General features: G+C 66.0%; 24 protein-coding genes. 12 read left to right on the top strand and 12 right to left on the bottom strand.

The window, feature by feature from the left end; translation table 11 throughout:
* Together AC07Z7_RS21375 and AC07Z7_RS21380 are read left to right on the top strand one after the other, a co-directional pair.
* A partial coding sequence (locus AC07Z7_RS21375) for an ATP-binding cassette domain-containing protein (RefSeq protein WP_494767591.1) occupies positions 1–392 on the top strand: 392 nt, incomplete at its 5' end.
* 109 nt (positions 393–501) lie between these two features.
* Positions 502–1,374 (top strand): META and DUF4377 domain-containing protein, encoded by an 873-nt coding sequence (locus AC07Z7_RS21380; RefSeq protein WP_252661435.1) that lies wholly within the window; start codon positions 502–504, stop codon positions 1,372–1,374.
* Positions 1,375–1,446: 72 nt separating this feature from the next.
* Here AC07Z7_RS21380 and AC07Z7_RS21385 read toward each other — a convergent pair whose 3' ends face one another.
* From AC07Z7_RS21385 to gstA, 6 genes are all read right to left on the bottom strand, one after another.
* A complete protein-coding gene (locus tag AC07Z7_RS21385) occupies positions 1,447–5,100 on the bottom strand; it encodes an EAL domain-containing protein (protein WP_207253398.1) in 3,654 nt (1,217 codons plus the stop codon).
* A 20-nt stretch (positions 5,101–5,120) separates the two neighbouring features.
* The gene (locus tag AC07Z7_RS21390; RefSeq protein ID WP_063460373.1) at positions 5,121–5,519 is read right to left on the bottom strand and encodes a response regulator; all 399 of its coding nucleotides are present in this window, start codon (positions 5,517–5,519) and stop codon (positions 5,121–5,123) included.
* Positions 5,516–7,369, bottom strand: a complete 1,854-nt coding sequence (locus tag AC07Z7_RS21395; protein ID WP_094291114.1) for a PAS domain-containing sensor histidine kinase — start codon at positions 7,367–7,369, stop codon at positions 5,516–5,518. Before AC07Z7_RS21395 ends, AC07Z7_RS21390 begins: the two co-directional genes overlap by 4 nt.
* A gap of 231 nt (positions 7,370–7,600) precedes the next feature.
* Positions 7,601–7,984, bottom strand: coding sequence for a nuclear transport factor 2 family protein (locus AC07Z7_RS21400; protein WP_207253397.1), 384 nt, complete (start codon positions 7,982–7,984; stop codon positions 7,601–7,603).
* On the bottom strand, positions 7,981–8,199 hold the full coding sequence (locus AC07Z7_RS21405; protein ID WP_207253396.1) for a tautomerase family protein: 219 nt from the start codon (positions 8,197–8,199) through the stop codon (positions 7,981–7,983). The genes AC07Z7_RS21400 and AC07Z7_RS21405 overlap by 4 nt, the downstream gene beginning before the upstream one ends.
* A gap of 11 nt (positions 8,200–8,210) precedes the next feature.
* Positions 8,211–8,831: a glutathione transferase GstA gene (gstA, locus tag AC07Z7_RS21410; RefSeq protein ID WP_219733313.1), complete on the bottom strand. Its 621-nt coding sequence runs from the start codon at positions 8,829–8,831 to the stop codon at positions 8,211–8,213.
* A 105-nt stretch (positions 8,832–8,936) separates the two neighbouring features.
* Between gstA and AC07Z7_RS21415 the strand changes: the two genes are divergently transcribed.
* A complete protein-coding gene (locus tag AC07Z7_RS21415) occupies positions 8,937–9,848 on the top strand; it encodes a LysR family transcriptional regulator (protein ID WP_207253395.1) in 912 nt (303 codons plus the stop codon).
* Between the two features lie 115 nt (positions 9,849–9,963).
* Here the strand turns inward: AC07Z7_RS21415 and icd are convergent, their stop codons facing one another.
* Positions 9,964–11,223 carry an NADP-dependent isocitrate dehydrogenase gene (gene icd, locus AC07Z7_RS21420; RefSeq protein WP_207253394.1) on the bottom strand — a complete coding sequence of 420 codons (1,260 nt, stop codon included), beginning with the start codon at positions 11,221–11,223 and terminating at the stop codon, positions 9,964–9,966.
* A 62-nt stretch (positions 11,224–11,285) separates the two neighbouring features.
* Here icd and AC07Z7_RS21425 point away from each other — a divergent pair, with 62 nt between their 5' ends.
* Positions 11,286–11,663 (top strand): hypothetical protein, encoded by a 378-nt coding sequence (locus AC07Z7_RS21425; RefSeq protein WP_494767592.1) that lies wholly within the window; start codon positions 11,286–11,288, stop codon positions 11,661–11,663.
* Positions 11,664–11,789: 126 nt separating this feature from the next.
* Positions 11,790–12,287, top strand: coding sequence for a DUF192 domain-containing protein (locus tag AC07Z7_RS21430; protein WP_494767593.1), 498 nt, complete (start codon positions 11,790–11,792; stop codon positions 12,285–12,287).
* Between the two features lie 175 nt (positions 12,288–12,462).
* Here AC07Z7_RS21430 and AC07Z7_RS21435 read toward each other — a convergent pair whose 3' ends face one another.
* On the bottom strand, positions 12,463–13,044 hold the full coding sequence (locus AC07Z7_RS21435) for a superoxide dismutase (RefSeq protein ID WP_094291109.1): 582 nt from the start codon (positions 13,042–13,044) through the stop codon (positions 12,463–12,465).
* A gap of 181 nt (positions 13,045–13,225) precedes the next feature.
* Positions 13,226–14,554 (bottom strand): exodeoxyribonuclease VII large subunit, encoded by a 1,329-nt coding sequence (xseA, locus tag AC07Z7_RS21440; protein ID WP_258536622.1) that lies wholly within the window; start codon positions 14,552–14,554, stop codon positions 13,226–13,228.
* A gap of 363 nt (positions 14,555–14,917) precedes the next feature.
* Here xseA and AC07Z7_RS21445 point away from each other — a divergent pair, with 363 nt between their 5' ends.
* From AC07Z7_RS21445 to adk, 6 genes are all read left to right on the top strand, one after another.
* Positions 14,918–15,565, top strand: coding sequence for a MotA/TolQ/ExbB proton channel family protein (locus AC07Z7_RS21445; RefSeq protein ID WP_063460383.1), 648 nt, complete (start codon positions 14,918–14,920; stop codon positions 15,563–15,565).
* A 17-nt stretch (positions 15,566–15,582) separates the two neighbouring features.
* Positions 15,583–16,029 carry an ExbD/TolR family protein gene (locus AC07Z7_RS21450; protein ID WP_207253390.1) on the top strand — a complete coding sequence of 149 codons (447 nt, stop codon included), beginning with the start codon at positions 15,583–15,585 and terminating at the stop codon, positions 16,027–16,029.
* A 5-nt stretch (positions 16,030–16,034) separates the two neighbouring features.
* A complete protein-coding gene (lpxK, locus tag AC07Z7_RS21455; protein ID WP_207253389.1) occupies positions 16,035–17,150 on the top strand; it encodes a tetraacyldisaccharide 4'-kinase in 1,116 nt (371 codons plus the stop codon).
* Between the two features lie 48 nt (positions 17,151–17,198).
* On the top strand, positions 17,199–17,381 hold the full coding sequence (locus AC07Z7_RS21460) for a Trm112 family protein (RefSeq protein ID WP_056165650.1): 183 nt from the start codon (positions 17,199–17,201) through the stop codon (positions 17,379–17,381).
* On the top strand, positions 17,378–18,199 hold the full coding sequence (gene kdsB / locus AC07Z7_RS21465; protein WP_494767594.1) for a 3-deoxy-manno-octulosonate cytidylyltransferase: 822 nt from the start codon (positions 17,378–17,380) through the stop codon (positions 18,197–18,199). Before AC07Z7_RS21460 ends, kdsB begins: the two co-directional genes overlap by 4 nt.
* A 210-nt stretch (positions 18,200–18,409) precedes the next feature.
* Positions 18,410–19,066, top strand: a complete 657-nt coding sequence (gene adk, locus AC07Z7_RS21470) for an adenylate kinase (protein ID WP_094291106.1) — start codon at positions 18,410–18,412, stop codon at positions 19,064–19,066.
* A gap of 172 nt (positions 19,067–19,238) precedes the next feature.
* Here the strand turns inward: adk and AC07Z7_RS21475 are convergent, their stop codons facing one another.
* From AC07Z7_RS21475 to AC07Z7_RS21485, 3 genes are read right to left on the bottom strand one after another with little or no spacing between them, the layout of a single operon-like run.
* The gene (locus AC07Z7_RS21475) at positions 19,239–19,709 is read right to left on the bottom strand and encodes a DUF6152 family protein (RefSeq protein WP_207253388.1); all 471 of its coding nucleotides are present in this window, start codon (positions 19,707–19,709) and stop codon (positions 19,239–19,241) included.
* 34 nt (positions 19,710–19,743) lie between these two features.
* Positions 19,744–20,163: a hypothetical protein gene (locus AC07Z7_RS21480; RefSeq protein ID WP_094291104.1), complete on the bottom strand. Its 420-nt coding sequence runs from the start codon at positions 20,161–20,163 to the stop codon at positions 19,744–19,746.
* 20 nt (positions 20,164–20,183) lie between these two features.
* Complete coding sequence (locus tag AC07Z7_RS21485) at positions 20,184–21,143, bottom strand: asparaginase (RefSeq protein ID WP_258536621.1); 960 nt, start codon at positions 21,141–21,143, stop codon at positions 20,184–20,186.
* 83 nt (positions 21,144–21,226) lie between these two features.
* Between AC07Z7_RS21485 and lexA the strand changes: the two genes are divergently transcribed.
* Positions 21,227–21,901: a transcriptional repressor LexA gene (gene lexA, locus AC07Z7_RS21490; RefSeq protein WP_094291102.1), complete on the top strand. Its 675-nt coding sequence runs from the start codon at positions 21,227–21,229 to the stop codon at positions 21,899–21,901.
* Positions 21,902–22,448 lie beyond the last annotated feature (547 nt).

The raw sequence follows: 22,448 nt of genomic DNA on the forward strand, positions 1-22,448 counted from the left end.
CGTTTGCGCCGCACATCAGCCTGGCCCAGTCGCTGCGCGATGCCGCCCGCCTGCACCGCTGCGACTGGAAAGCGGTGCAGCAGCGCCTGGCGCAGCTGCGTGTGCCCGAAGACCTGTTGGCGCGCAAGCCCGACCAGGTGTCGGGCGGCGAGCTGCAGCGCATTGCGCTGGCGCGGGTGCTGGTGGCGCAACCGGCGCTGCTGTTCGCCGACGAGCCCACCTCGCGCCTGGACCCGATCACGCAGCAGGAGGCCATCCAGGTGCTGATGGGCGCCGTGCAGGAAACGGGTGCCGCGCTGATGCTGGTGACCCACGACCCCCACCTGGCCGCCGCCGTGGGTACGCGCACGCTGGACTTTGCACAGGGCCACACGCTCGCCAGCACGGCATGAACCCAGGCATCACTCCACGCATGGGGCCGGGCAGGAGTCTACCCAGGCGCTCGCCCCAAAGCGCCCTTCTCCTACCCTGCCCGGGGCGCTTTTCCGCTAAGGTGGCGGGATGCATCTGAAACGACTCCACACCTTCAGCGGCGGGCGCCCCGCCTTCGGCAAGGCCCTGGCGGCCGCCACCCTTGCAACCCTGCTGGCGGCCTGCAGCAGCCAGCCCCAGGGAGCCCCCATGACACAGCCCCCGCCGCCTTCTTCCCCCACATCCTCCCCCTCTTCAGCTGCCCACACGCTGCAGGCTTACGACTGGGACCTGGTCTCCGCCCACGATGCCCGAGGCCAGGCAGCGCCCGGCTGGCTGCTGGCGGGCAAGCGCCCGCTGCGCCTGCACTTCGAGGACCAGCGGCTGTCGGTGCAGAACCTGTGCAACGTGATGGGCGCGGGCTACACCCTGAGCGGCCCAAGCCTGCAGGTGGGCCAGCCGGTGTCCACCAAACGCGCCTGCGCCGAGCGCGACCTGATGGATCTGGAGCAGCGTGTGGCCACCCTGCTGCCCCAGGCCCGGCGTTTTGAATTGAGGGGCACCACCGCCACCGGCGCGCCACAGCTGGCAGTGTGGTTTGCCGACGGCAGCCGCTGGGAGCTGGCGGGTTCACCCACACCCGCCACGCGTTTTGGATCGGCGGGCGAACGGATGTTTCTGGAAGTGGCCCCCGAGCGCGTGGCCTGCAACCACCCGCTGATGCCCCAGGCCCAGTGCCTGCGCGTGCGCGATGTGCGCTATGCCGACAACGGCGTGCGGCAGGGGGTGGGCGAGTGGCGCATCTTCCAGGGTGAAATCGAGGGTTACCGCCACGAACCAGGCCTGCGCAACGTGCTGCGGGTGCAGCGCTACTCGCTGGCACGCAACGGCCAGCTGCCCGCCGATGCGCCCAGCCATGCCTATCTGCTGGACCTGGTGGTAGAGACCGAACGCGTGCGCTGAAGCCCGAACCTCAAGCAAAAAGTGCCGTTACCGCGCGACCATCAAGCGCAAACAGCTATCAAAACAGTAGCATCAATGCGGTGCCGACTCTGACACCGCAGCGCGCAAAAAGCGCTGCTCGAACACGCTGACAGGCAGCGGCTGGCTGAGCAGGTAGCCCTGGATCTCGTCGCAGCCCAACTGCGCCAGCCGCCGGCGCTGGTCTTCGGTTTCCACCCCCTCGGCCACCACCTTCAGGCGCAACGCATGCCCCAGGTTGACGATGGTGGACACCAGCGACAGCCCCTGGGGTCCGGAGGCCATGTTCATTGTGAACGAGCGGTCGATCTTGAGCGTGTCCACCGGCAGCCGGGCCAGGTAGCTCAGCGATGAGAACCCGGTGCCGAAGTCGTCGATGGCGATGGTGATGCCCATCTCGCGCAGCGCGTGCAGGCTCTGGGTGCTGCGCTCCACATCGTCCATCACCATGCTTTCGGTGATCTCCAGCTCCAGCCCGCGGGCGGCGGCGGTGTCGTGCGCCACGGCATTGCGCACTTCGTCAATGAAGCCCCGGTGGCGCAGCTGCAGGATCGACACGTTAACGGCCACACGCAGCGGCGCCAGCCCTGCCTGGCGCCAGCGCAGGTTGTCGGCCAGCGCCTGCCGCAGCGCCCAGCGGCCCACGTCGTAGATCAGGCCGGTTTCTTCGAGGATGGGGATGAACTGGCCCGGCGGCACCAGGCCCTGGCGCGGGTCGTTCCAGCGGATCAGCGCTTCGGCGCCCGCCAGGGCGCCACTGGCCAGGTGCTGCTTGGGCTGGTAGTGCAGCACAAACTGGCCCAGCTCGAGCGCCTCGCGCAGCCGCCCCTCCAGGCTCAGCGTCTCGGCCACGCGGGTGTTCATCTCCGAGGTATAGAACAGCAGGCTGTCGGCCGACGCCTTGGCCTTGTTGGTGGCGGCTTCGGCGTTGCGCAGCAGGGTTTCTGCGTCACCGCCGTCCAGGGGGTACATGGCCACCCCGGCCTTGGCCGCCATGCGCAGCTCGGTGCCGCCCAGGGCAAACGGGGCATCGAAGCAGGCGCGCATGAGGTGGTCCACTGCCAGCGCCACGGCGCCTGCGTCGCGCGCCTCGGTCACGGCAATGCCAAAGCTGTTGATGCCGATGCGGGCCACGTCAAAGTGGTCACCTGCGGCCCGCTGCAGCCGCCGCGCCACCTGGGTGAGCAGCTCGTCCCCGCCCCGGCGGCCCAGCGTGTCGTTGACGTTGCGAAACCGGCTGATGTCCATCAGCGCCACCCCCAGCATCGCCCTGCCCCCTTCGCGCGGGCGCAGGTGCTGGCTGCTGCGCTCCAGAAACAGGGTGCGGTTGGGCAAGCCCGTGGTCTCGTCGTAATAGGCCAGGTAGCTCAGCCGGTCTTCCTTGTCCAGGTGGTCCAGCGCAAACCCGATGTCGCTGGCCAGCTCGGTGAGCAGCTTCATCTCGGCTGCGTCGAAGAAGCCCACCTCGTCCGCCAGCAAGGCCACCACAGCCACCACATCCCCGGCCACCAGGATGGGCAGCACCGCAATGCTGGCCACTCCACGCGCCTGCAGTTGCTCGCGCAGCATCACGCGCGGGTCGCCGGTGATGTCGTCGCACAGCACCGGCCGCCCCGACCGCACGACGGCCGAGGCCAGGCTTTCGCCGGGCGTGGGTACATCGAACAGCCCCAGACGGTCGTGGATGTTCTGCACAAAGTCAGCCTCCGCGCCCGACACCCCCACGGGCACCACCCGCCGTTCTGCGCGGTCCACCCGGCCGATCCAGGCAATGCGGAAGTGGCCGTGGTCCACCGCAATGCGGCAGGCCTCGCGGAACAGCTCGTCGCGCTGGCGCACGCGCACGATGAGGGTGTTGATGCCGCTGAGCATGGCGTACACGCGGTTCAGGCGCTTGATCTTGCGCTCGGCCTCGCGCCGCTCGGTGATGTCTTCGCCCAGGCTGGCCACACCCGTCACCTGCCCGCCCACTGAGCGCAGCACGGTGTTATTCCAGTGCACCAGGCGTCGCTCGCCCGACCGGGTGAGGATTTCGTTGTCGTAGTGCCAGGCCGAGGGCCGGTCGGCCAGCAGGTCGGCAAACACATCGCGCACATGGGCGGTCTCGGGTGGCACAAACAGCTCGAACCAGTTGCGGCCGAACACCTCTTCGCGCTCCCATCCGGTCAGGCGCAGCAGGTAGTCATTGCAATAAGTGATCTGGCCTTCGCAATCGAGCATCAGCGAGATCATCTCGACCTTGTCGAGCATGGTGTTGAAGCGCCGGTCGCTTTCGTGCAGCTCTTCTTCGGCGCGTTTTTCCTTGGTCACGTCCTGGATGGTGTTGAACCAGCGGTCCACCTCGCCCCGGCCGGTCTCGTCTTCCAGCGGCTCCATCACCTGGCGCAGGTACTGCAGCCCCCCCGCCGGGTTCAGCACGCGGTAGGTGAAGTCCACCCGGACCTTCTCGCGCGCCGCCTGCAGCGCGTGGTGGCGGAAAGTGCCCCGGTCATGGGGGTGCACCAGTTCCAGCCATTCACGGACAGAGCGGGGAACGGCATCCGCAGGCAAGCCCAGGATGTCGGGCAAGGTGTCCTGCCAGCTTTCGAACGACCCATCACGCCCGCTGATCACATGGGTGATCTTGGCCAGGGCCTGCGCCCGGCGCAGGCTGACCTTGCTGGCGCGCAGTTCGTCCATGGCGCGCTGGCGCTCGAACACCTCCACCTGCAGCTGTTCGGCGTGTTTCTGCACCTCCATGTAGAGGCTGCCGTTTTCGTAGATGCGCCCCACCTGGGCGCCCAGGATGGCCAGGACCTTTTCGTCGTCGGCACTGAACTCTTCGGCCCCCTCCTTGTTGGCCAGGCAGATCCAGCCGTAGGAAAACGACAGCGAGGTGACGGGCGCGATCAGCCCGGTGTGCAGCGGCGGGTAGCCTGCGGGCAGGCCGATCACGCTGGGGTTGCCACCGGGGTTGGTCACGCGCTCGGAGCGGCGGTCGGCCCGCAACTGCCCCAGCAGGCCGTGGGAGACCACGGGCAGGTCCAGCGGCCGGTCCTGCGGCCCTGTGCGTGCGGGATCGATGCCGCTGGTGCAGGTGATGGCGCTGCCGCTGTGTTTGCGCACGACGCACAACACGGCGTACTGCGCCCCCACCAGCTCGCGCGCACCCCGGCACACATTGGCCAGCAGCACCTGCGGGTCGCGTTCGGAGGCGAGCTGCAGGTTCAGGTCGGTCAGCGCCGCCAGGCGCCGGTTCATGGCCTCCAGCTCAGCCACGTTGCCCGTGAGCTTGTCGGTCACGAGCTGCAGGTGGCGGGTCTGGAAGCCATGCTCCAGCGCCACCGAAGGCCGGGGCGCAATCTGCGTGAGCGCCTGCTCGATGGCGGCCAGGATGTCCTGCGGCTCGCAGGGCTTGACCAGCACCTGCGTGACGCCGCAGGCCAGCGCGAGGTTGCGCGCCTCCTGCTCGCGGTAGTGCGCGCTGTAGAAGATCACCTGCGTGGCCGCCAGGTGGTGGTCGGCCCGCAGCTGGCGCACGAACTCGTAGCCGTCCATGGTCGGCATCAGGATGTCGGAGATCACCAGGTCAGGCCGCTCGGCGCGCACCAGGGCCAGGGCCTCGGCGCCATCGGCGGCCTCCAGGGCCTGGTGGCCGCTGTGCCCGATGAGCGTGACCACCAGCGCCCGGTTGGCGGGAAGGTCATCAACAACAAGGATCTTTGCCATGCGCTGCCCGGTGCTTCTGGTCAGCCCTCGGTGGGCGGGGTGTTGAACGGCGGCCCCAGGAAGGCCTCGACCTGCTGCACGAAGGTTTCGGGCGTGATGGGCTTGGACAGGTGTTCGTTGAAGCCCACGTCCAGCGCCTTCTCCCGGTCGCCCGGCATCGAGAACGCCGTGACCGCCACCAGCGGCACCACGCGCCAGATCATGCTGGTGCGCAGGCTGCGGGCCACCTCATAGCCGTTCATCACGGGCATCTGCAGGTCGCACAGGATGATGTCCGGGCTTTCTGCCAGTGCAACACGCACACCCACGGCGCCGTTTTCTGCGGCCAGCACGCGGTGGCCTGCGGCTTCCAGCAGGTAGGTGACCAGCTGGCGGCTGGCATCGTCGTCTTCTATGACCAGGATGGTGGCTTTGGTCATGCGCTGCGCTCCTGGATTTCAAGAACAAAGGTGCTGCCTCGCCCTTCTTCGCTGTCAAAACCCAGGGTTCCGCCCAGGGCTTCGGCCAGCTTGCGGCTCAGGTGCAGGCCCAGGCCCGTGCCCTCGTGGTGGCGGCGGTCTGCGCTCTCGACGCGCGAGAAGGCCTCGAACAGGCGGGGCTGCTCCTGCAACGCAATGCCGGGGCCGGTGTCTTGCACCCGCAGCTGCACGCTGCGGCCGCCGTCAGGCATGGGCAGCTCGTGCAGCACCACATCGACCCGGCCCTGCTCGGTGAACTTGATGGCGTTGCCCACCAGGTTGATCAGGATCTGGCTCAGCGCGCGCCGGTCGGTCTGCAGGGCCACCGCCTGTGTCGGCACGTGCACGGCAAATGCCAACCCCTTGCGCCGGGCCTCCAGCTCCAGCGTGGCCGAGACCTCCTCGATCAGGGCCTTGCAGTCCACGGCCTCCAGGTTCAACGTCACCTTGTTGGCGCTCAACTTGGCGACGTCCAGCAGGTCGTTGATGAGGGACAGCAAGTGCTTGGCACCCGTCTGCACGATGCGCAGCTGTTTTTCCTGCTCGGCGTTGAGCGGGCCGGGCAGCTTCATGAGCAAGGTGCCGGTGAAGCCGATGATGGCGTTGAGCGGCGTGCGCAGCTCGTGCGACATGCTGGCCAGGAAGCGGTCCTTGACCAGGGCGGCGTTCTCCAGCTCCAGGTTCTTGTCGCGCAGCACCTGCTCGATGCGCTTGCGCTCGGTCACGTCGCGAATGGCGCTCGATACAAACAGCCCTTCCTCGGTCTCCAGCGGGCTCAGGCTGATCTCGACCGGGAACTCGGACTTGTCCTTGCGCAGGCCATACAGGTCCAGCCCCGCGCCCATGGAGCGCGAACGCGGCTCGGCAAAAAAACGGTGCCGGTGCTCGGGGTGGCGGGCGCCAAAACGCTCGGGCACCAGCAGCTCGATGGGCTGGCCCAGCAGCTCGTCGCGGCTCCAGCCAAACAGCTTCACGGCCTGCGAGTTGACGAGCACGATGCGCCCTTCGCGGTTGACGATGACCATGGCGTCGGGCGCGGCTTCGAGCAGGTCCTTGAACTTCTGGTCGGCACGCTTGCGGTCGGTGATGTCGCGGATGGCGCTCATCACCATGGTGCCCTCTTCGGTGTCGATCGGGCTCAGGCTGATCTCCACCGGGAACTCGCCCCGGTCCTTGTGCAGGCCGTGCAGCTCCAGCCCCGCGCCCATTGTGCGCGTGCGCGGCTGGCCAAAAAAGCCGCTGCGGTGCCCCAGGTGGGCTCCCCGGTAGCGGTGGGGCAGCAGCATCTCGACCGCCTGGCCCAGCAGTTCGGTGCGGGCGTAGCCAAACACCCGCTCGGCCTGAGAGTTGACGAGCACGATGCGCCCCGTCACGTTGACCATCACGATGGCATCGGGGGTGGATTCGAGCAGGTCGCGAAAGCGGGCCTCCAGCAGCTTGGCCTCGCGCTCCACCTTCAGCTGGGTCACATCCTTCTTGCTCGACAGGAAGTACAGCAACTGGCCGCTGGCATCAAGAACCGCCTTGGTGGACACGTTGACGTGGACCAGCGTGCCATCCTTGCGGCGGCGCACCGTTTCCCGCACCGAGGTGCCCAGCCGCATGGCATCTGCCCGCATGAGGTCCTCTTCGTGGGCCCGGTCCGGGGGCACGATGAGGTCCAGCAGGGATCGCCCTTGCACGTCGGCTTGCTTGTAGCCGAAGATCAGCTCGGCGGCCGGGTTCCACTCCAGCACCAGCCCCTCCGGGGACAGCACCAGCAGTGCGTCGGGGTTCTGCTCCCAATACGCGACAGAAAGTTTGGATCCCATGCAGCCCTCTTGTGCCTCTTGTTCCAAGTGGTGTTCCTTCCCTGCACCGCACCGCCAGGGTGCCAAACCATATTAGGGGGGAACGCAAGAAAACACCAACACAGAACTGCCAGCACAGGCGCCCCGAAAAAAACACTGCGCCATGGAGAGCCAGCCACACGAAAGCCCCTGATGCCACAAGGGCTTCAGGGGGCTTGCAGGGATTGAGGGGGCTTCCAACCTGCCGACTGTTCAATCCCGGATGTCGTAGTGAAAGACCTTGGAGACGATCTGCCAGCGCCCATCCACCCAGAGCAGCGTGAGCAGGTCAATGAAGTGCTTGGGCGCGATGGAGCACTGCAGCCTGGCCAGCGCCGTCACCGGCCCCACCAGTTCGATGGAGAGCACGCGGTCGGTGCGCGGCTGGCCGCTCGCCGCCGGTGCCGGGCGGGCGTCCACCACCGGGAAGTACTCGTGCATGCGCCAGAAGATGGGTTGCTCGCCCACCGCCGTGGCGTACAGGGCTTGCGGGTGGAACACCTGGGCCAGGCGCGCTGTGTCGCTGTGGTACAGGCCGTCCAGGTACAGCTCCAGCACCGCGTGGATAGCGGCAAAGTCGGCGGCAGTGCTTTTCATTGCTCCCCCTCTTTCTTTGCCCGCTCACGCAGCACGGTCACGGTTTCACCCGCGATGCCCCAGTGGTCGGTGTCCACCTCTTCGATCACAACAAAGGTGGTGGCCGGGTTCTTGCCCAGCACCTGCACCACCAGGTCGGTTGCGCCACGGATCAGCTGGGCCTTTTGCTCACGCGATGCACCCTCGCGGGTGATCTGGATGTTGATGTAAGGCATGGGAGCATTCCTCAGGCTACAAGGCCTTCGGTCTGCATTGCGGCACGGACCTCTGGGCGGGCCGCCACGCGCGCCATGAAGCGGCCGATGTGCTGCAGCTCACCCAGGTCGATCTGCACGAACTTGGCCCAGCCGAGCACCACAAACAGATAGGCATCGGCGGCAGTGAAATCGTCGCCCGTGAGGTAGTTCTTGCCCGCCAGCTGCCCATCGAGCCAGACCAGCTTTTTGTAGAGCACCGCAGCCAGCGCCTTCTTGGCGGTGGCATCCACATCGCTGTGGAACAGCGGCGTGAAGGACTTGTGCAGCTCGGCCGTCACGTAGTTTTGCCATTCCATGACGCGGTAGCGCTCCAGGCTGCCCGCAGGCGGCATCAGGGTATGGGCGCCCGCGCGGTCGGCCACGTACTGGGCGACCACCGGGCCTTCGGTGATCCGCGTGCCGTCCGGGAGTTCAATCACCGGCACCTGGCCTTTGGGGCTGATGGCGTAGAAGTCGCCGCCGCCGCTGGTGGTGTGTTTGCTGGTATCGACCTTCTCCAGCGTGAAGGGGGTGCCGGTTTCGCGCAAAAGAATGTGCGTGGCCAGCGAGCATGCGCCGGGGGAGTAGTAGAGCTTGATAGAGGTCTGCATCGGGGACTCCTTATGTCCTGGGTTGGTGATGCAGTGACTTTATTTGCGATCTAATTGACAATAAATCAGATTAATTTCAAATCACTAATTACACAGAGATCATCAATGAACCGGCAATTCGACAACCTTCGCCTGGGCAGCATCGAGTTGTTCTGCCTCACGGCGCAGCACCAGGGATTCACGGCGGCGGCCAAGGCCACGGGGCTCACTGCAGCGGCTGTGAGCCGGTCTGTGGCCCGGCTGGAAGAGCGCCTGGGCGTGCGCCTGCTCATGCGCACCACGCGCCAGGTGCGCCTCACGGAGGTCGGGCAGCGCTATTACGACCAGTGCCGCAACGCGCTCACCCAGCTCAGCGAGGCCGAGCGCGAGGCATCGGGCCAGCAGCTCAAGCCCGCAGGCCTGGTGCGCATGAGCCTGCCCACTTCATACGGGCACCACCGCGTGTTGCCACTGCTGCCAGCCTTCAGCCACAAGTACCCCGACATCGAGATCGAGCTGCAGCTGTCCAACCGCAACGTGGACTTCACCGAGGAAGGCTTCGACCTCGCCATCCGGGGCCGCACGCCACCCGATTCGAGCCTGGTGGCCCGCAAGCTGGAGGACGCAGGCCTGGTCGTGGTCGCGGCGCCCGCCTACCTCCGGCGCCACCGCGCACCGCAGACGCCCGAGGAGCTGGAGCAGCACGAATGTGTGCAGTTTGTGCTGCCCAGCAGCGGGCAGGTCGTGCCCTGGTTGCTGGTGCACGACGGCCAGACCATTGAATGGCCCACGCAAGGCAAGCTGCGCTGCGCCGACGACATCCTGGGCCAGGTCACGCTGGCCCGCGCGGGCGCGGGGCTGGCGCAGACCTACCGCTTTCTGGTCGAGGGCGATCTGCGCAGCGGCCAGCTGGTCGAGGTGCTGACCGAATACACGGGCGCATCGCGGCCGTTCTCGCTGATCTACCCCGGCAACCGGCACATGCCCTTGCGGGTGCGGGTGCTGATCGACTACCTGGTGCGTGCGCTGGGGCGTTAAGGGGTTAAGGCGTTAAGGCGCTGAGGCAGCACCAAGAAAAAACCCTGGTCCGATCAACGCACCAGGGTTCTTTACATGGGGCGTTTTGAGCCGCCCCGAAGCCAGAGGGCTCCGACTACATGTTGTCGATCATGACCTGTCCAAAGCCCGAGCAGCTGACCTGCGTGGCGCCATCCATCAGGCGCGCAAAGTCGTAGGTGACCTTCTTGGAGGCAATCGACTTCTCCAGCGAGCTGATGATCAGATTGGCGGCGGCGGTCCAACCCATGTGGCGCAGCATCATCTCGGCCGAGAGGATTTCGGAGCCAGGGTTCACGTAGTCCTTGCCCGCGTATTTGGGCGCCGTGCCGTGGGTGGCTTCAAAACAGGCCACCGAGTCGGACATGTTGGCGCCGGGCGCAATGCCGATGCCACCCACCTGGGCCGCGAGCGCATCGGAGATGTAGTCGCCGTTGAGGTTGAGCGTGGCCACCACCGAATACTCGGCGGGGCGCAGCAGAATCTGCTGAAGGAAGGCGTCGGCAATGCTGTCCTTGACGGTGATGTCCTTGCCAGTCTTCGGGTTCTTGAGCTTGCACCAGGGGCCGCCATCGATCAGCTCGGCACCAAACTCCTTTTGCGCCAGCGCATAGGCCCAGTCGCGGAAGCCGCCTTCGGTGAACTTCATGATGTTGCCCTTGTGCACGATGGTCACGCTGGGCTTGTCGTTGTCGATGGCGTACTGGATGGCCTTGCGCACCAGGCGCTCCGTGCCCTCGCGCGAGACGGGTTTGACGCCCAGGCCGGAGGTGTTGGGGAAGCGGATCTTCTTCACGCCCATCTCGTCCTGCAGGAACTTGATGAGCTTCTTGGCCTTGTCGGACTCGGCCTCGAACTCGATGCCAGCGTAGATGTCTTCCGAGTTCTCGCGGAAGATCACCATGTTGGTCTTTTCAGGCTCCTTCAGCGGCGAGGGCACGCCCTTGAAATACTGCACGGGGCGCAGGCACACATACAGGTCCAGCTCCTGGCGCAGCGCCACATTGAGCGAGCGGATGCCACCGCCCACGGGCGTGGTGAGCGGCCCCTTGATCGAGACCACGTACTCGCGCAGCACGGCCAGGGTTTCTTCGGGCAGCCACACATCGGGGCCATAGACCCTGGTGGATTTTTCGCCCGCGTACACCTCCATCCAGTGGATCTTCTTCTTGCCGCCATAGGCCTTGGCCACGGCCGCATCCACCACCTTGATCATCACGGGCGTGATGTCGAGGCCGGTGCCATCGCCTTCGATGAAGGGGATGATGGGCTCGTCCGGCACGTTCAGGGACATGTCGGCGTTGACGGTAATTTTCTGGCCTGCGGCAGGCACCACGATGTGCTGGTAGGTGGTCATGGGGGGATGTCTCCGGAGTGCACCGAACCGGGTTCGGCGGATGGCAAAGAGGGGGAAACCGCGTGGCAACCCAGGTGCTCACAGTGTGGTTTCAAACCATTCTAATGACAAATTTTTCGGCTAAACCGCAGCCGCTCCGCCCGGCGCTGCTATCGTTGCGGGCGGAGCTGCGCGGGTTCGCGTGCAGCCCACAACCTTTGCTCACAATGGAAACGGCATATATGAAAAAACTCCTCGCTGTCCTCGTTGCTGGCCTGTTCGCTGCAGGTGCTTTTGCACAGGCACCAGCCACCGCCCCAGCTCCCACCCCGGCCGCGGCCCCTGCTGCCCAGACCCCAGCCCCGGTAGCCAAGACCAAGGCCACAAAGGCCACCAAGACCGCCAAGAAAAAGGGCGCGAAGAAGGTCGCCAAGAAAAAGACCACCCAAAAGGCCGCCTGACCCGGGCCTGCCGCCCCTTCACGGGGTTGCGCCGATTGCTTCAGAATCGCCCGCATCTGCGGGCGATTCTGTTTTTTGAATCCCACCCTGTTGCCCATGGCCTCCCTTGCCCTGAAAGCCTTGCCCATGACCGCTTTTGTTTGCGCCCCGCCCACCCCTCTCGCCCCAGGGCGTACTCTGGCCCCCGTGCTGCTGGCCGCCCTGCTGGGCCTGCCCACCATCGCCGCGCGGGCCCAGGAAGGCCCCCAGCTGAATCTGCAGCGCGTGGAGCTGACCGCAGGCATGCACCGCATCGACGCCCAGGTGGCCGCCTCCCCCCAGGAACGCCAGACCGGGCTCATGCACCGCAAGGAGATGCCCCAGCACGAGGGCATGCTGTTTGTGTTTGAACAACCCGCGCAGCAGTGCTTCTGGATGAAAAACACGCTGCTGCCGCTCACCGCCGCGTTTGTGGATGACGACGGCACCATCGTCAACCTGGCCGACATGAAGCCCCAGACGCTGGACTCGCACTGCTCGGCCAAACCGGTGCGGTATGTGCTGGAGATGAACCAGGGCTGGTTTGCCAAGAAGAACATCAAGGCAGGCGCCAAACTGGCCGGGGCACCCTTCAGCCGCAAGTGATGCGGGGGCTGCGTCCACCGCCCACATTAACTACCATTTTTATAGCAAACATCGCCTGATGGACGCGTGCAAGCAGCCTAAAAAGCTTTGAAGAAGCTAAAAAAAACGGCCCTCGGGCCGTTTTCTTTTTTGACGACAGCCACCAGGGTGAACCCCGGCGGCCATGCGCTGGGCCTCAGGCGAAGTTGGCTTCAGCAAACTTCCAGTTCACCAGCTTGTCGAGGAAGGTCTCGACAAACTTGGGGCGCATGTTGCGGTAGTCGATGTAGTAGGCGTGCTCCCACACGTCCACCGTCAGCAGCGCCTTGTCGGCGGTGGTCAGGGGGGTGCCGGCGGCACCGGTGTTCACGATGTCCACGCTGCCGTCGGCCTTCTTCACCAGCCAGGTCCAGCCCGAGCCAAAGTTGCCCACGGCAGACTTCACAAAAGCTTCCTTGAAGGCAGCGTAGCTGCCCCACTTGGCGTTGATGGCTGCAGCCAGTGCGCCCGAAGGCTCACCGCCACCCTGGGGAGCCATGCAGCTCCAGAAGAAGGTGTGGTTCCAGATTTGCGCGGCGTTGTTGTAGATGCCGCCGCTCGACTTCTTGACGATCTCTTCGAGCGTCATCGCTTCGAACTCGGTACCCTTTTGCAGGTTGTTGAGGTTCACCACGTAGGCGTTGTGGTGCTTGCCGTGGTGGAATTCCAGCGTTTCCTGGCTGTAGTGCGGGGCCAGGGCGTCGATGGCGTAGGGCAGCGGGGGAAGGGTGTGTTCCATGGTGGTATTTCCTCGTGGTTTGAAATTCTGGGATGCCGCCTGCAACGCGATCTTTCCTGAGCAATGCAGTCGGACACAGCGCGAGGGGGCATTGTAGGAACATCAGGTGACCTGTGCAGGCTCAGGGAGACCTCATCGCACACAAGGGGCCTGAAAAAACCGATAGCCCCTCAGAACCTGTTCACAACAGGCGTGGTTGCACGGCCACCGTCACATCCACCACGCCGTCAGCCAGCGTGGCGCGCAGGGCATCGCCCGGGTGGGCCTGCTGCACGCTGGTCACGGCCCGGCCCCCGGTGTCGGTCAGCAGCGCATAGCCGCGCTGCAGCACCAGGCGCGGGTCGAGCAGATCCAGGCGCAGGGCGGCGCGATCCAGCCGCTCGGTGTGTTGTGCCACGCAGCGCTGCATTTTCTGAGGCAAATTGGCCTCCATCGCCTGCTGGGACTGGCTTAGCCGCTGTAGTTTCAGTAGCACGCCGTGGCGCATGCGCTGTGCCATGCGGGCCAGTTGCAGCTGCTCGCGCGCCACCAGGCCTGAGGGGCGGCCCAGGCGCGCGGCGGCCTGGTCCAGCCGCTGATGGCGTGCGTCAAGCTGGCGCTCCACACCATCAGCCAGGCGCCCGGCCAGCAGGCCCAACGCCCCCAGCCACACATCGCGCGGCTGGGCCACCAGCTCGGCCGCCGCCGTGGGCGTGGGCGCGCGCAGGTCGGCGCAGAAGTCGGCAATGGTGAAGTCGGTCTCGTGCCCCACCCCGCTGATGAGCGGCACTGTGCTTTGCACAATGGTGCGGGCCAGTTGCTCGTCGTTGAAGGCCCACAGGTCTTCGATGGAGCCACCACCGCGCACGAGCAGGATCACATCCACCGGCGGGTTTTGGGCTAAATCGGCCCATTGGGCTTGCCCCGCTTGTGTAAGCAGATACATTTTTGATAGCGCCGCCACCAGCGACGCCGGGGCGGCCGCCCCCTGCACCAGCGCGGGCACCAGCACCACGGGAATGTGCGGCACGCGGCGGCGCAGCGCCGTGACCACGTCGTGCAGCGCCGCCGCACCAGGTGACGTGACCAGGCCAATGGCGCGCGGCAGCAGTGGCAGCGGGCGCTTGCGGGCGGTATCAAACAGCCCTTCGGCATCGAGCTGGGCCTTCAGGCGCAGAAACTGCTCAAACAGTGCGCCCTGTCCGGCCCGCTGCATGCTTTCGACAATGAACTGCAGGTCACCCCGCGCCTCGTACACCCCCAGGCGCCCGCGCACTTCCACCAATTCGCCATCGCGCGGCGAAAAGTCAAGCAGGCTGGCAGCGCGGCGGAACATGGCGCAGCGCAGCTGACCGTTGGCGTCCTTGATCGAAAAATAGCAATGCCCGCTGGATGCGCGCGAGAAGCCCGTTATCTCGCCGCGCACGGCCACAGGATTGAAGCGCGCCTCCAGCGCATCAGCAATGGCGCGGCACAGCGCGCCAACTTCCCACACACGCGGCGCCACGCCTGGGTTTGTGCGCTCAAACATGAGAAACGGCGGGCGTTTGCGCAGGGCTTACCGCGTAAGTACTCCACAGAAACCCGCCCGCACCAGAGCACATGGAGTCATAACTAAAAACCACCCGCAAAACACCAGCGCACGTACAAGTCATTGATTTATAAGGATTTTTCATTGCGCAATTTTTCATCAATCTGTTGCAATCACGGCGTGGAGCCACTTTGGGGGGCCTGAAACAGGGGTTGCCCACAAAGTTATCCACAGATTTTGTGGGTGAGCGGGGGGCGCTGGCAGGTGGGCGGCAAGGTAACTGTTTGTGACGCTCAAGCCCACAGGATGCACCCGCAAGCTGGGCCATAATCGCCGATTGCTTTCATCTGCGCGGAGAGAGATTTGCTGTCCATCATACAAGCCGCAGGTTGGCCGATCTGGCCCCTGATTGCGTGTTCCGTCCTGGGAATGGCGCTGATTTTCGAACGTTTTGTGGCCCTCAAGACGGCCCGCGTCGCCCCCCCGAAATTGCTGGATGAAGCGATCACCGTGTCGTCCAAGGCCTTGCCCACCCCCGATGTGGTGAACCAGCTGGCACAGAACTCGGCCCTGGGTGAGGTGCTGGCCAGCGGCCTGCGCACCCTCAACAGCAACCCTCAGTGCAGTGAAACCGACCTGCGCGCCGCCATGGAAGGCACCGGCCGCGCCGTGGCGCACCGGCTGGAAAAGTACCTCTCGGCCTTGGCCACCATCGCCTCGGCCGCACCCTTGCTGGGCCTCTTGGGCACCGTCATCGGCATGATCGAGATATTTGGCTCGCAGGCAGGCGGCGGTGGCGTGGGCCAGGCCATGGGCGGCGGCAACCCGGCCCAGCTCGCGCATGGCATCTCGATCGCGCTTTACAACACGGCCTTTGGCCTCATCGTGGCCATCCCGGCGCTGATCTTCTGGCGCTACTTCCGCGCCCGCGTGGATGCGTACCTGCTTACCCTGGAGCTGGCTTCGGAACAATTCGTGCGCCACATCTTGCGTTTGCGCAAAGCCAAGTAAAGCCGACCTCAAGCCCCATGAACTTCCGCCCCCGCGCCAAGGAAGAGCCGGAGATCAACCTGATCCCGTTCATCGACGTGCTGCTGGTGATCCTCATCTTTCTGATGCTGACCACCACTTACAGCAAGTTCACCGAGCTGCAACTCACCCTGCCCGTGGCCGACGCCGAGCAGCAGCGCGACCACCCCAAGGAAATCGTCGTGGCCGTGGCGGCCGATGGCCGTTATGCAGTCAACAAGACGGGCGTGGACGGCAAGGGCGTGGATTCCATCGCCCAGGCCCTGCGCGCTGCGGCCACCGCAGGCCCTGGCAGCGTGGTCATCATCAGCGCGGACGCCATGGCGCCGCACCAGTCCGTGGTCACGGTGATGGAGGCTGCGCGCCGCGTGGGCCTCACGCAGATCACCTTCGCCACGCAGTCGTCGTCCGCGTCCGCACGCGCGACCAACGCGGCCAGCCGCTGACGGGCATGGGCGCCGCCCCTGGGCCACAGCCGCCCCCGGCAACGCCCCACCCAGCCCAGCCGCCCACCGGGCGCGCCACCGCCGAACAAGGCCTGCAACAAGTCTGGCAAAAGCGCGGCTGGGTCGCCAGGGCCTTGTGGCCCGCCGCGCTACTGTATGCCACCCTGGTGGCGCTGCGCCGCATGCTTTATCGCACCGACCTGCTGCGCTCCGAACACCCCGGGCGCCCCGTGATCGTGGTCGGCAATGTGATTGCCGGGGGTGCGGGCAAGACGCCGGTGGTCATTGCGCTGGTGAAACATCTGCAGGCACAGGGCCTGCAGGTGGGCGTGATTTCGCGCGGCTATGGCCGCAGCACCCAGGATTGCCGCGCGGTGCTGCCCGGCAGCCCGGCCAGTGAAGTGGGCGACGAGCCCGCGCTGATCGCACGCAGCTTTGCGGGCGATCCCGCCGTGCCGGTGTTTGTGGCGCCGCGCCGTATCACCGCCGCACGCGCACTGCTGGCGGCCCACCCCGGCACCGATGTGATCGTCTGCGACGACGGCCTGCAGCACCTGGCGCTGAAGCGCGATCTGGAGATCTGCATCTTCAATGACCAGGGCGTAGGCAATGGCTGGCTGCTGCCCGCTGGGCCGCTGCGCGAACCCTGGCCGCGCCGGGTGGACTTTGTGCTGCATGCGGGCACCACAGCTCCCGGCGGAACCACAGCCCCAGCGTTTGGCTTGGAGCGTCGCCTGGCGCCCTGGGCCGTGCGGTCCGACGGCAGCCAGGTGCCGCTGGCGCAACTGCGCGGCCAGCCCCTGCATGCCTTGGCCGCCGTGGCACGGCCCGACGACTTCTTTGCCATGCTGCGGTCTGAAGGCCTGACCTTGGCGCACACCGAAGCCCTGTCGGATCACTATGATTTCAATAGCTGGAAGTGCCCACTGGATGAGCGGCAGGCCGTGATTTGTACCGAAAAAGACGCCGTCAAGCTGTGGGCCCAGCACCCCGAGGCACTGGCCGTGCCTTTGGCCGTGCAGATCGACCCCCGCTTTTTTGCTGCGCTGGATACCAAGCTGTCCGCACTGCTGACCAAGGCCGCAGCACACAGGCCGCCGCTATCATCCCCCCTTGCCTGAATGGGCCCTGCCCCACCCCGCTGAATCTCCCAGGAAAGCCCCGCCCCCATGGACCCCAAACTGCTTGAACTGCTGGTCTGCCCCGTCACCAAAGGCCCCCTGACCTACGACCGAGAGGCGCAGGAACTCGTCTCGCGCAGCGCGCGGCTGGCCTACCCGGTGCGTGATGGCATTCCGGTGCTGCTGGAAAACGAAGCCCGCACGCTGACCGACGAGGAACTGGAGCGGTGAGCGCCGCCCCCTCCGCACCGGCAGCAACAAGCCCCTTCACGGTGCTGATCCCGGCGCGCATGGCGTCGAGCCGCCTGCCGGACAAGCCGCTGGCCGACATCGCTGGCTTGCCCATGGTGGTGCGCGTAGCCCAGCGCGCCGCGCAAAGCGCCGCCACCCGCGTAGTGGTGGCTGCCGACGATGCCCGTATCCTGCAGGCCTGCGCAGCCCATGGGGTGCAGGCCATCATGACCCGGCCCGACCACGCCAGCGGCAGCGACCGGCTGGCCGAAGCCTGCGCCCAATTGGGCCTGGTGGGCGACGACATCGTGGTCAATGTGCAGGGCGACGAACCTTTGATGGACCCAGCTCTCATCAACGCCGTGGCGGGCCTGCTGCACGCCAGGACCGAAGCCAGCATGGGCACGGCCGCCCATGCCATTGCCTCGCTGGCCGACGTCGCCAACCCCAATGTGGTGAAGGTGGTGCTCGACGCGCACGGCCTGGCGCATTACTTCAGCCGCGCGCCCATTCCGTTTGCGCGTGACCATGTGGGCACCGCGTGGTGGCAAGGCGCCGCGCAGGCTGCGGCCCCGGGTGTTGCGGCACTGGCGGGTTTTGCGCCGCTGCGGCACATCGGCATCTACAGCTACCGCGCCGGTTTCTTGCGGCAGTTTCCGCAACTGGCCCCGGCACCGACCGAGGCCGTCGAGGCGCTGGAACAACTGCGCGCCCTCTGGCATGGCCACCGCATCGCCGTGCACATCGCAGACAAGGCCCCAGGCCCGGGCGTGGACACGCTCGAAGACCTGGAGCGCGTGCGCGCGCTGCTTGGCTAAGGGCCCGGCCCACCCTGTGCTGCACTGTGGTGGTGCAGCCGGGAGAGACTGTCGGCTCTCTAGTTGCCGATGTAAGTCAGCGCAAGGTGGTCACATGCTATCCTCGACCGCAACGAGAGCACCGCATCCCGGGCGCACAGAACGGCTACAGGCGCCCTTCGCGCGTCCCCGCCAGCGGCGCCAACTGATTTCTAACCTTCGAGGACTTCCATGAGACTGATTCTGTTGGGCGCGCCTGGCGCCGGAAAGGGCACGCAAGCCACGTTCATCTGCCAGAAGTACGGCATCCCGCAAATCTCCACCGGCGACATGCTGCGTGCCGCCGTCAAGGCCGGCACCCCGCTGGGCCTGCAGGCCAAGGCCGTGATGGATTCGGGCGCCCTGGTCAGTGACGACATCATCATCGGTCTGGTCAAGGAACGCATCACGCAGCCCGACTGCGCCAAGGGCTTCCTGTTCGATGGCTTCCCCCGCACCATCCCCCAGGCCGATGCGATGAAGGCCGCAGGCGTCAAGCTCGACTACGTGCTCGAGATCGACGTGCCCTTCGATGCCATCATCGAACGCATGAGCGGCCGCCGCTCGCACCCCGCCAGTGGCCGCACCTACCACGTCAAGTTCAACCCGCCCAAGGTGGAAGGCAAGGATGACATCACGGGCGAAGAGCTGATCCAGCGCGAGGACGACAAGGAAGAAACCGTCAAGAAGCGCCTGCAGGTCTACAGCGACCAGACGCGCCCCCTGGTGGACTACTACAGCAACTGGGCCAAGGCCGAGCCCGAGCTGGCCCCCAAGTACCGCGCCATCAGCGGCACGGGCAGCGTGGACGAAATCACGGCACGTGCGCTGCAGGCCCTGGCCAGTTAAGTCGCACCGACAGGGGAAGGCAGACGCAAAACGCCTGCTGCCATCACCACACAGACCCGCCGCGCTGACCCGGCGGCCCGAGCGACGCCCCGCACGAGGGCGTCGCTTTTTTCATGGCGCCAAGGTGCGCAACCGCGCAGCGCCCTCCCCCCCACCTTGCATCAAGGCTCGATCAAGCCGGACTGGACCGCAGGCCGTAGGCCTTGCCATCGACATACAGGTACTCGGCGCGCAGCACCGGGTCGCCCTTCTCTTCGCGCAAGGTGAACCCCACCACCGACACCTGGGCACCCGGCCGGATCTCCTGCACCTGCCACGCCTGCATGCGTGTGAGGGGCGCCAGCTCGACCTCCCAGAGCCGGTCCTTGCGGGTGGGCAGCACGGCCTTGGCCAGCAGCGCCCGGCCGTCCACCGGCGCCGTCTGTGCAGGCACGGGGCGCTGGGCCAGGTCGGCTGGCAGCGTCAGGCCAGCGGCAAGTTCCAGCGAGAGTTCTGCATGGGGGTTCTGCCAGCGTACCCTGCGCACGGTGCCCTCCAGGTAAATGGGGCGGTCCGCATCAAAACTGCTCCAGCCATGGTGTGCGTGTACCCCGAGGGGCCAGACGGTGGCGGCAAGCAACAGGTGGCGGCGCGGCAAGTTCATAGAGACTCCTGGAAAAAGAAGAATCAGACAGGCTTCACAGATAGGCAATCCAGCGGCCACACGCCACCACGGCCAGCCAGACCACCGTGGAAGCCAGCATCTGCGCGCGGGCCAGGGCATCAAGCCGCGTGAGCGAACCGCGCCCATGAAACCATGCGGCATTGCACCCGGCAAGCATTAACAACAGCATCTTCAAGGTGAATGCCCGGTTGCTGAGCAGTTCGGCGGGCTGCGTGGCAAACATCAGCAGGCCCGAGGCAGCGGCCAGTGCAAATCCGCACAGCGCCAGTGACAGGCTCAGCCGGGCCAGGTCCTTCACCGGCAGCGCCGCACCCCGGCCAAACACCCGCAGCTCCAACAACACCAGGTTGCCCAGCAGCAACGCGATGCCTACGATGTGCACCACCTCCAGCGCCGGATAGGCCCAGGCATGCGTCTTGAGCGCTGCGAACATATACAAAGCAGCCAGCCTCGTCAGTGCGCCTGCAGCAGGTCGAGCAGCAAGGCCACCCGTGCCTTCACCGGGGACAACCCCTCAGAATCCGGCAACACATCGCCGGGCTTGGGCAGCACCTGCCCTTCGGGGCACCGGGTGGCCCGCACCACGCGCACACCAGCCTGCTGCGCCCGCAGCAAGGCGGCCTCCAGCGCATGGTGAATGGTCCCGTTGCCGGTGCAGGCCACCACCAGCCCCCGCACACCGGCATGCACCAGCGCATCCACGGTCTGGGCCCGTGCCCCTGCGTGGCTCAGCACCACCTCCACCCAGGGCCATTCAGTGGATTCGCTTCCTGTTTTGATAGCATAAAAGGCATGCCCAACGGGCGGAAGAGGCCAATTTTGCACAAGGCGCACCCGCCCCTCCTCCACCCATCCCAAGGGGCCGGCATCGCCCGAATTGAAGGCATGCACCCGGTACGGGTGGACCTTCTGCACGTTCCGGGCGGCATGCAGTTCTCCGGCCGCCACGGCCACCACCCCGGTGGCGCCGGGAGCCAGCACCACGGCCACGGCGTCCAGCAGGTTCTGAGGGCCATCGGGCGTCAGCGCCGTCGCGGGGCGCATGGCACAGGTCAGCACCACAGGCTTGGTGGTGTTCAGCACCTCGTGCAAAAACCAGGCGGTTTCTTCCAGCGTGTCGGTGCCATGGGTAATGACCAGGCCTCGCACGTCAGGGTCCGCCAGGTGGTGCGCGCAGCGCAGGGCCAGCGCCCGCCAGACGTCATCGTCCATGTCTTTGCTGTCCATCTGGGCCACCTGCTCGGCCACCAGCATGCCGCCCGCCAGCGCCTGCAGGCCCGGCACGGCGGCCAGCAATTGCTCTACCCCCACCTGGGCTGCGGTGTAGCCGATGTTGTCCCCCGCCTGTGCCGAGGTGCCCGCGATGGTGCCCCCAGTGCCCAAAACCACAATTTTTTGCCCGCTCACTTGCATACTCCGAAAAACTGGTGAAAAATACAGTTACTGGATTAAAAAACAGTTGTTCGCCACTGTAACCGCCGCCACCGGAAACCACCATGCTCGACAACCCCAAACTCACCGCCCGCCAGCAGCAGATCCTGGATCTCATCCAGACCGCCATTGCACGCACTGGCGCGCCCCCGACCCGCGCAGAAATCGCGGCCGAGCTGGGATTCAAATCGGCCAATGCCGCTGAAGAACACCTGCAAGCCCTGGCCCGCAAAGGGGTGATCGAGCTGGTCAGCGGCACATCACGGGGCATTCGCCTGCGTGGCGACACGGTGCGCTCCATCAACGCAGCGCGTGGCAGCCAGTTCAGCCTGCCGATTCCGGGCCTGTCGCAGCTGGTGTTGCCCCTGGTGGGGCGCGTGGCAGCGGGGTCGCCCATTCTCGCGCAGGAACATGTGGACCAGACCTACAGCGTGGAAAACAGTCTCTTCCAGCACAAGCCCGACTACCTGCTCAAGGTGCGCGGCATGTCCATGCGGGATGCCGGCATCATGGACGGCGACCTGCTCGCCGTGCAGTCCACCCGCGAGGCCCGTAACGGGCAGATCATCGTGGCCCGGCTGGGTGACGATGTCACCGTCAAACGCCTGCGCCGCACCGCCACGGCCATCGAGCTGTTGCCCGAAAACCCCGACTACCCGGTGATCGTGGTCCAGCCCGGCGAGCCCTTCGAAATCGAAGGTCTGGCCGTGGGCCTCATCCGCAACACCATGCTGATGTAGGCCACTCCGTTTGGGCCGCACTGCGGGTGGCGGGCGTTTGATGGGCTGGCTACAGCACATCAGCCCTGCAGTGCAGACCCCATGCCATGCCACCGGCCGTGCCAGCGCGGCGACGTTGCTTGTCTTGTGGTGCCAGCCTCTTGCACCAAAGGTACCTGCACGTCCGCCATGGCCCGGCAAGCAGCATGGCATGAAATCACTTTGCAATCCTGCCTGTGTTCAACCCCCGACCTTCGGAGTTTTCACATGGGACTTGCCTTGTTCACCCTTACTGCCTTGCAAAATCCGCTGCGCGGCCTCAAGCGCCTGCTGGTGCACCCTGCGCGCGCAGATGCCGCAGTAGATGCAGACGCCACCGTAGTAGGCCGCCCGCGACCGCCCATTCCACAGCAGGGCCCGCGGCCATTGCGTGGCAACTGGCCTTTCACGGTCAAGCCTCCGCTGCGCCCCTCCGAGGCCCCCGCCCGACAGCCTGCGCACGCGAGCCCTCGCGGCCCCAGATGCGCACATTCATTCCAAACGCCCGGCCGTAGCCCGCCACCAGCTG

The sequence above is a fragment of the Acidovorax sp. GW101-11A03 genome (genome assembly GCF_059424825.1).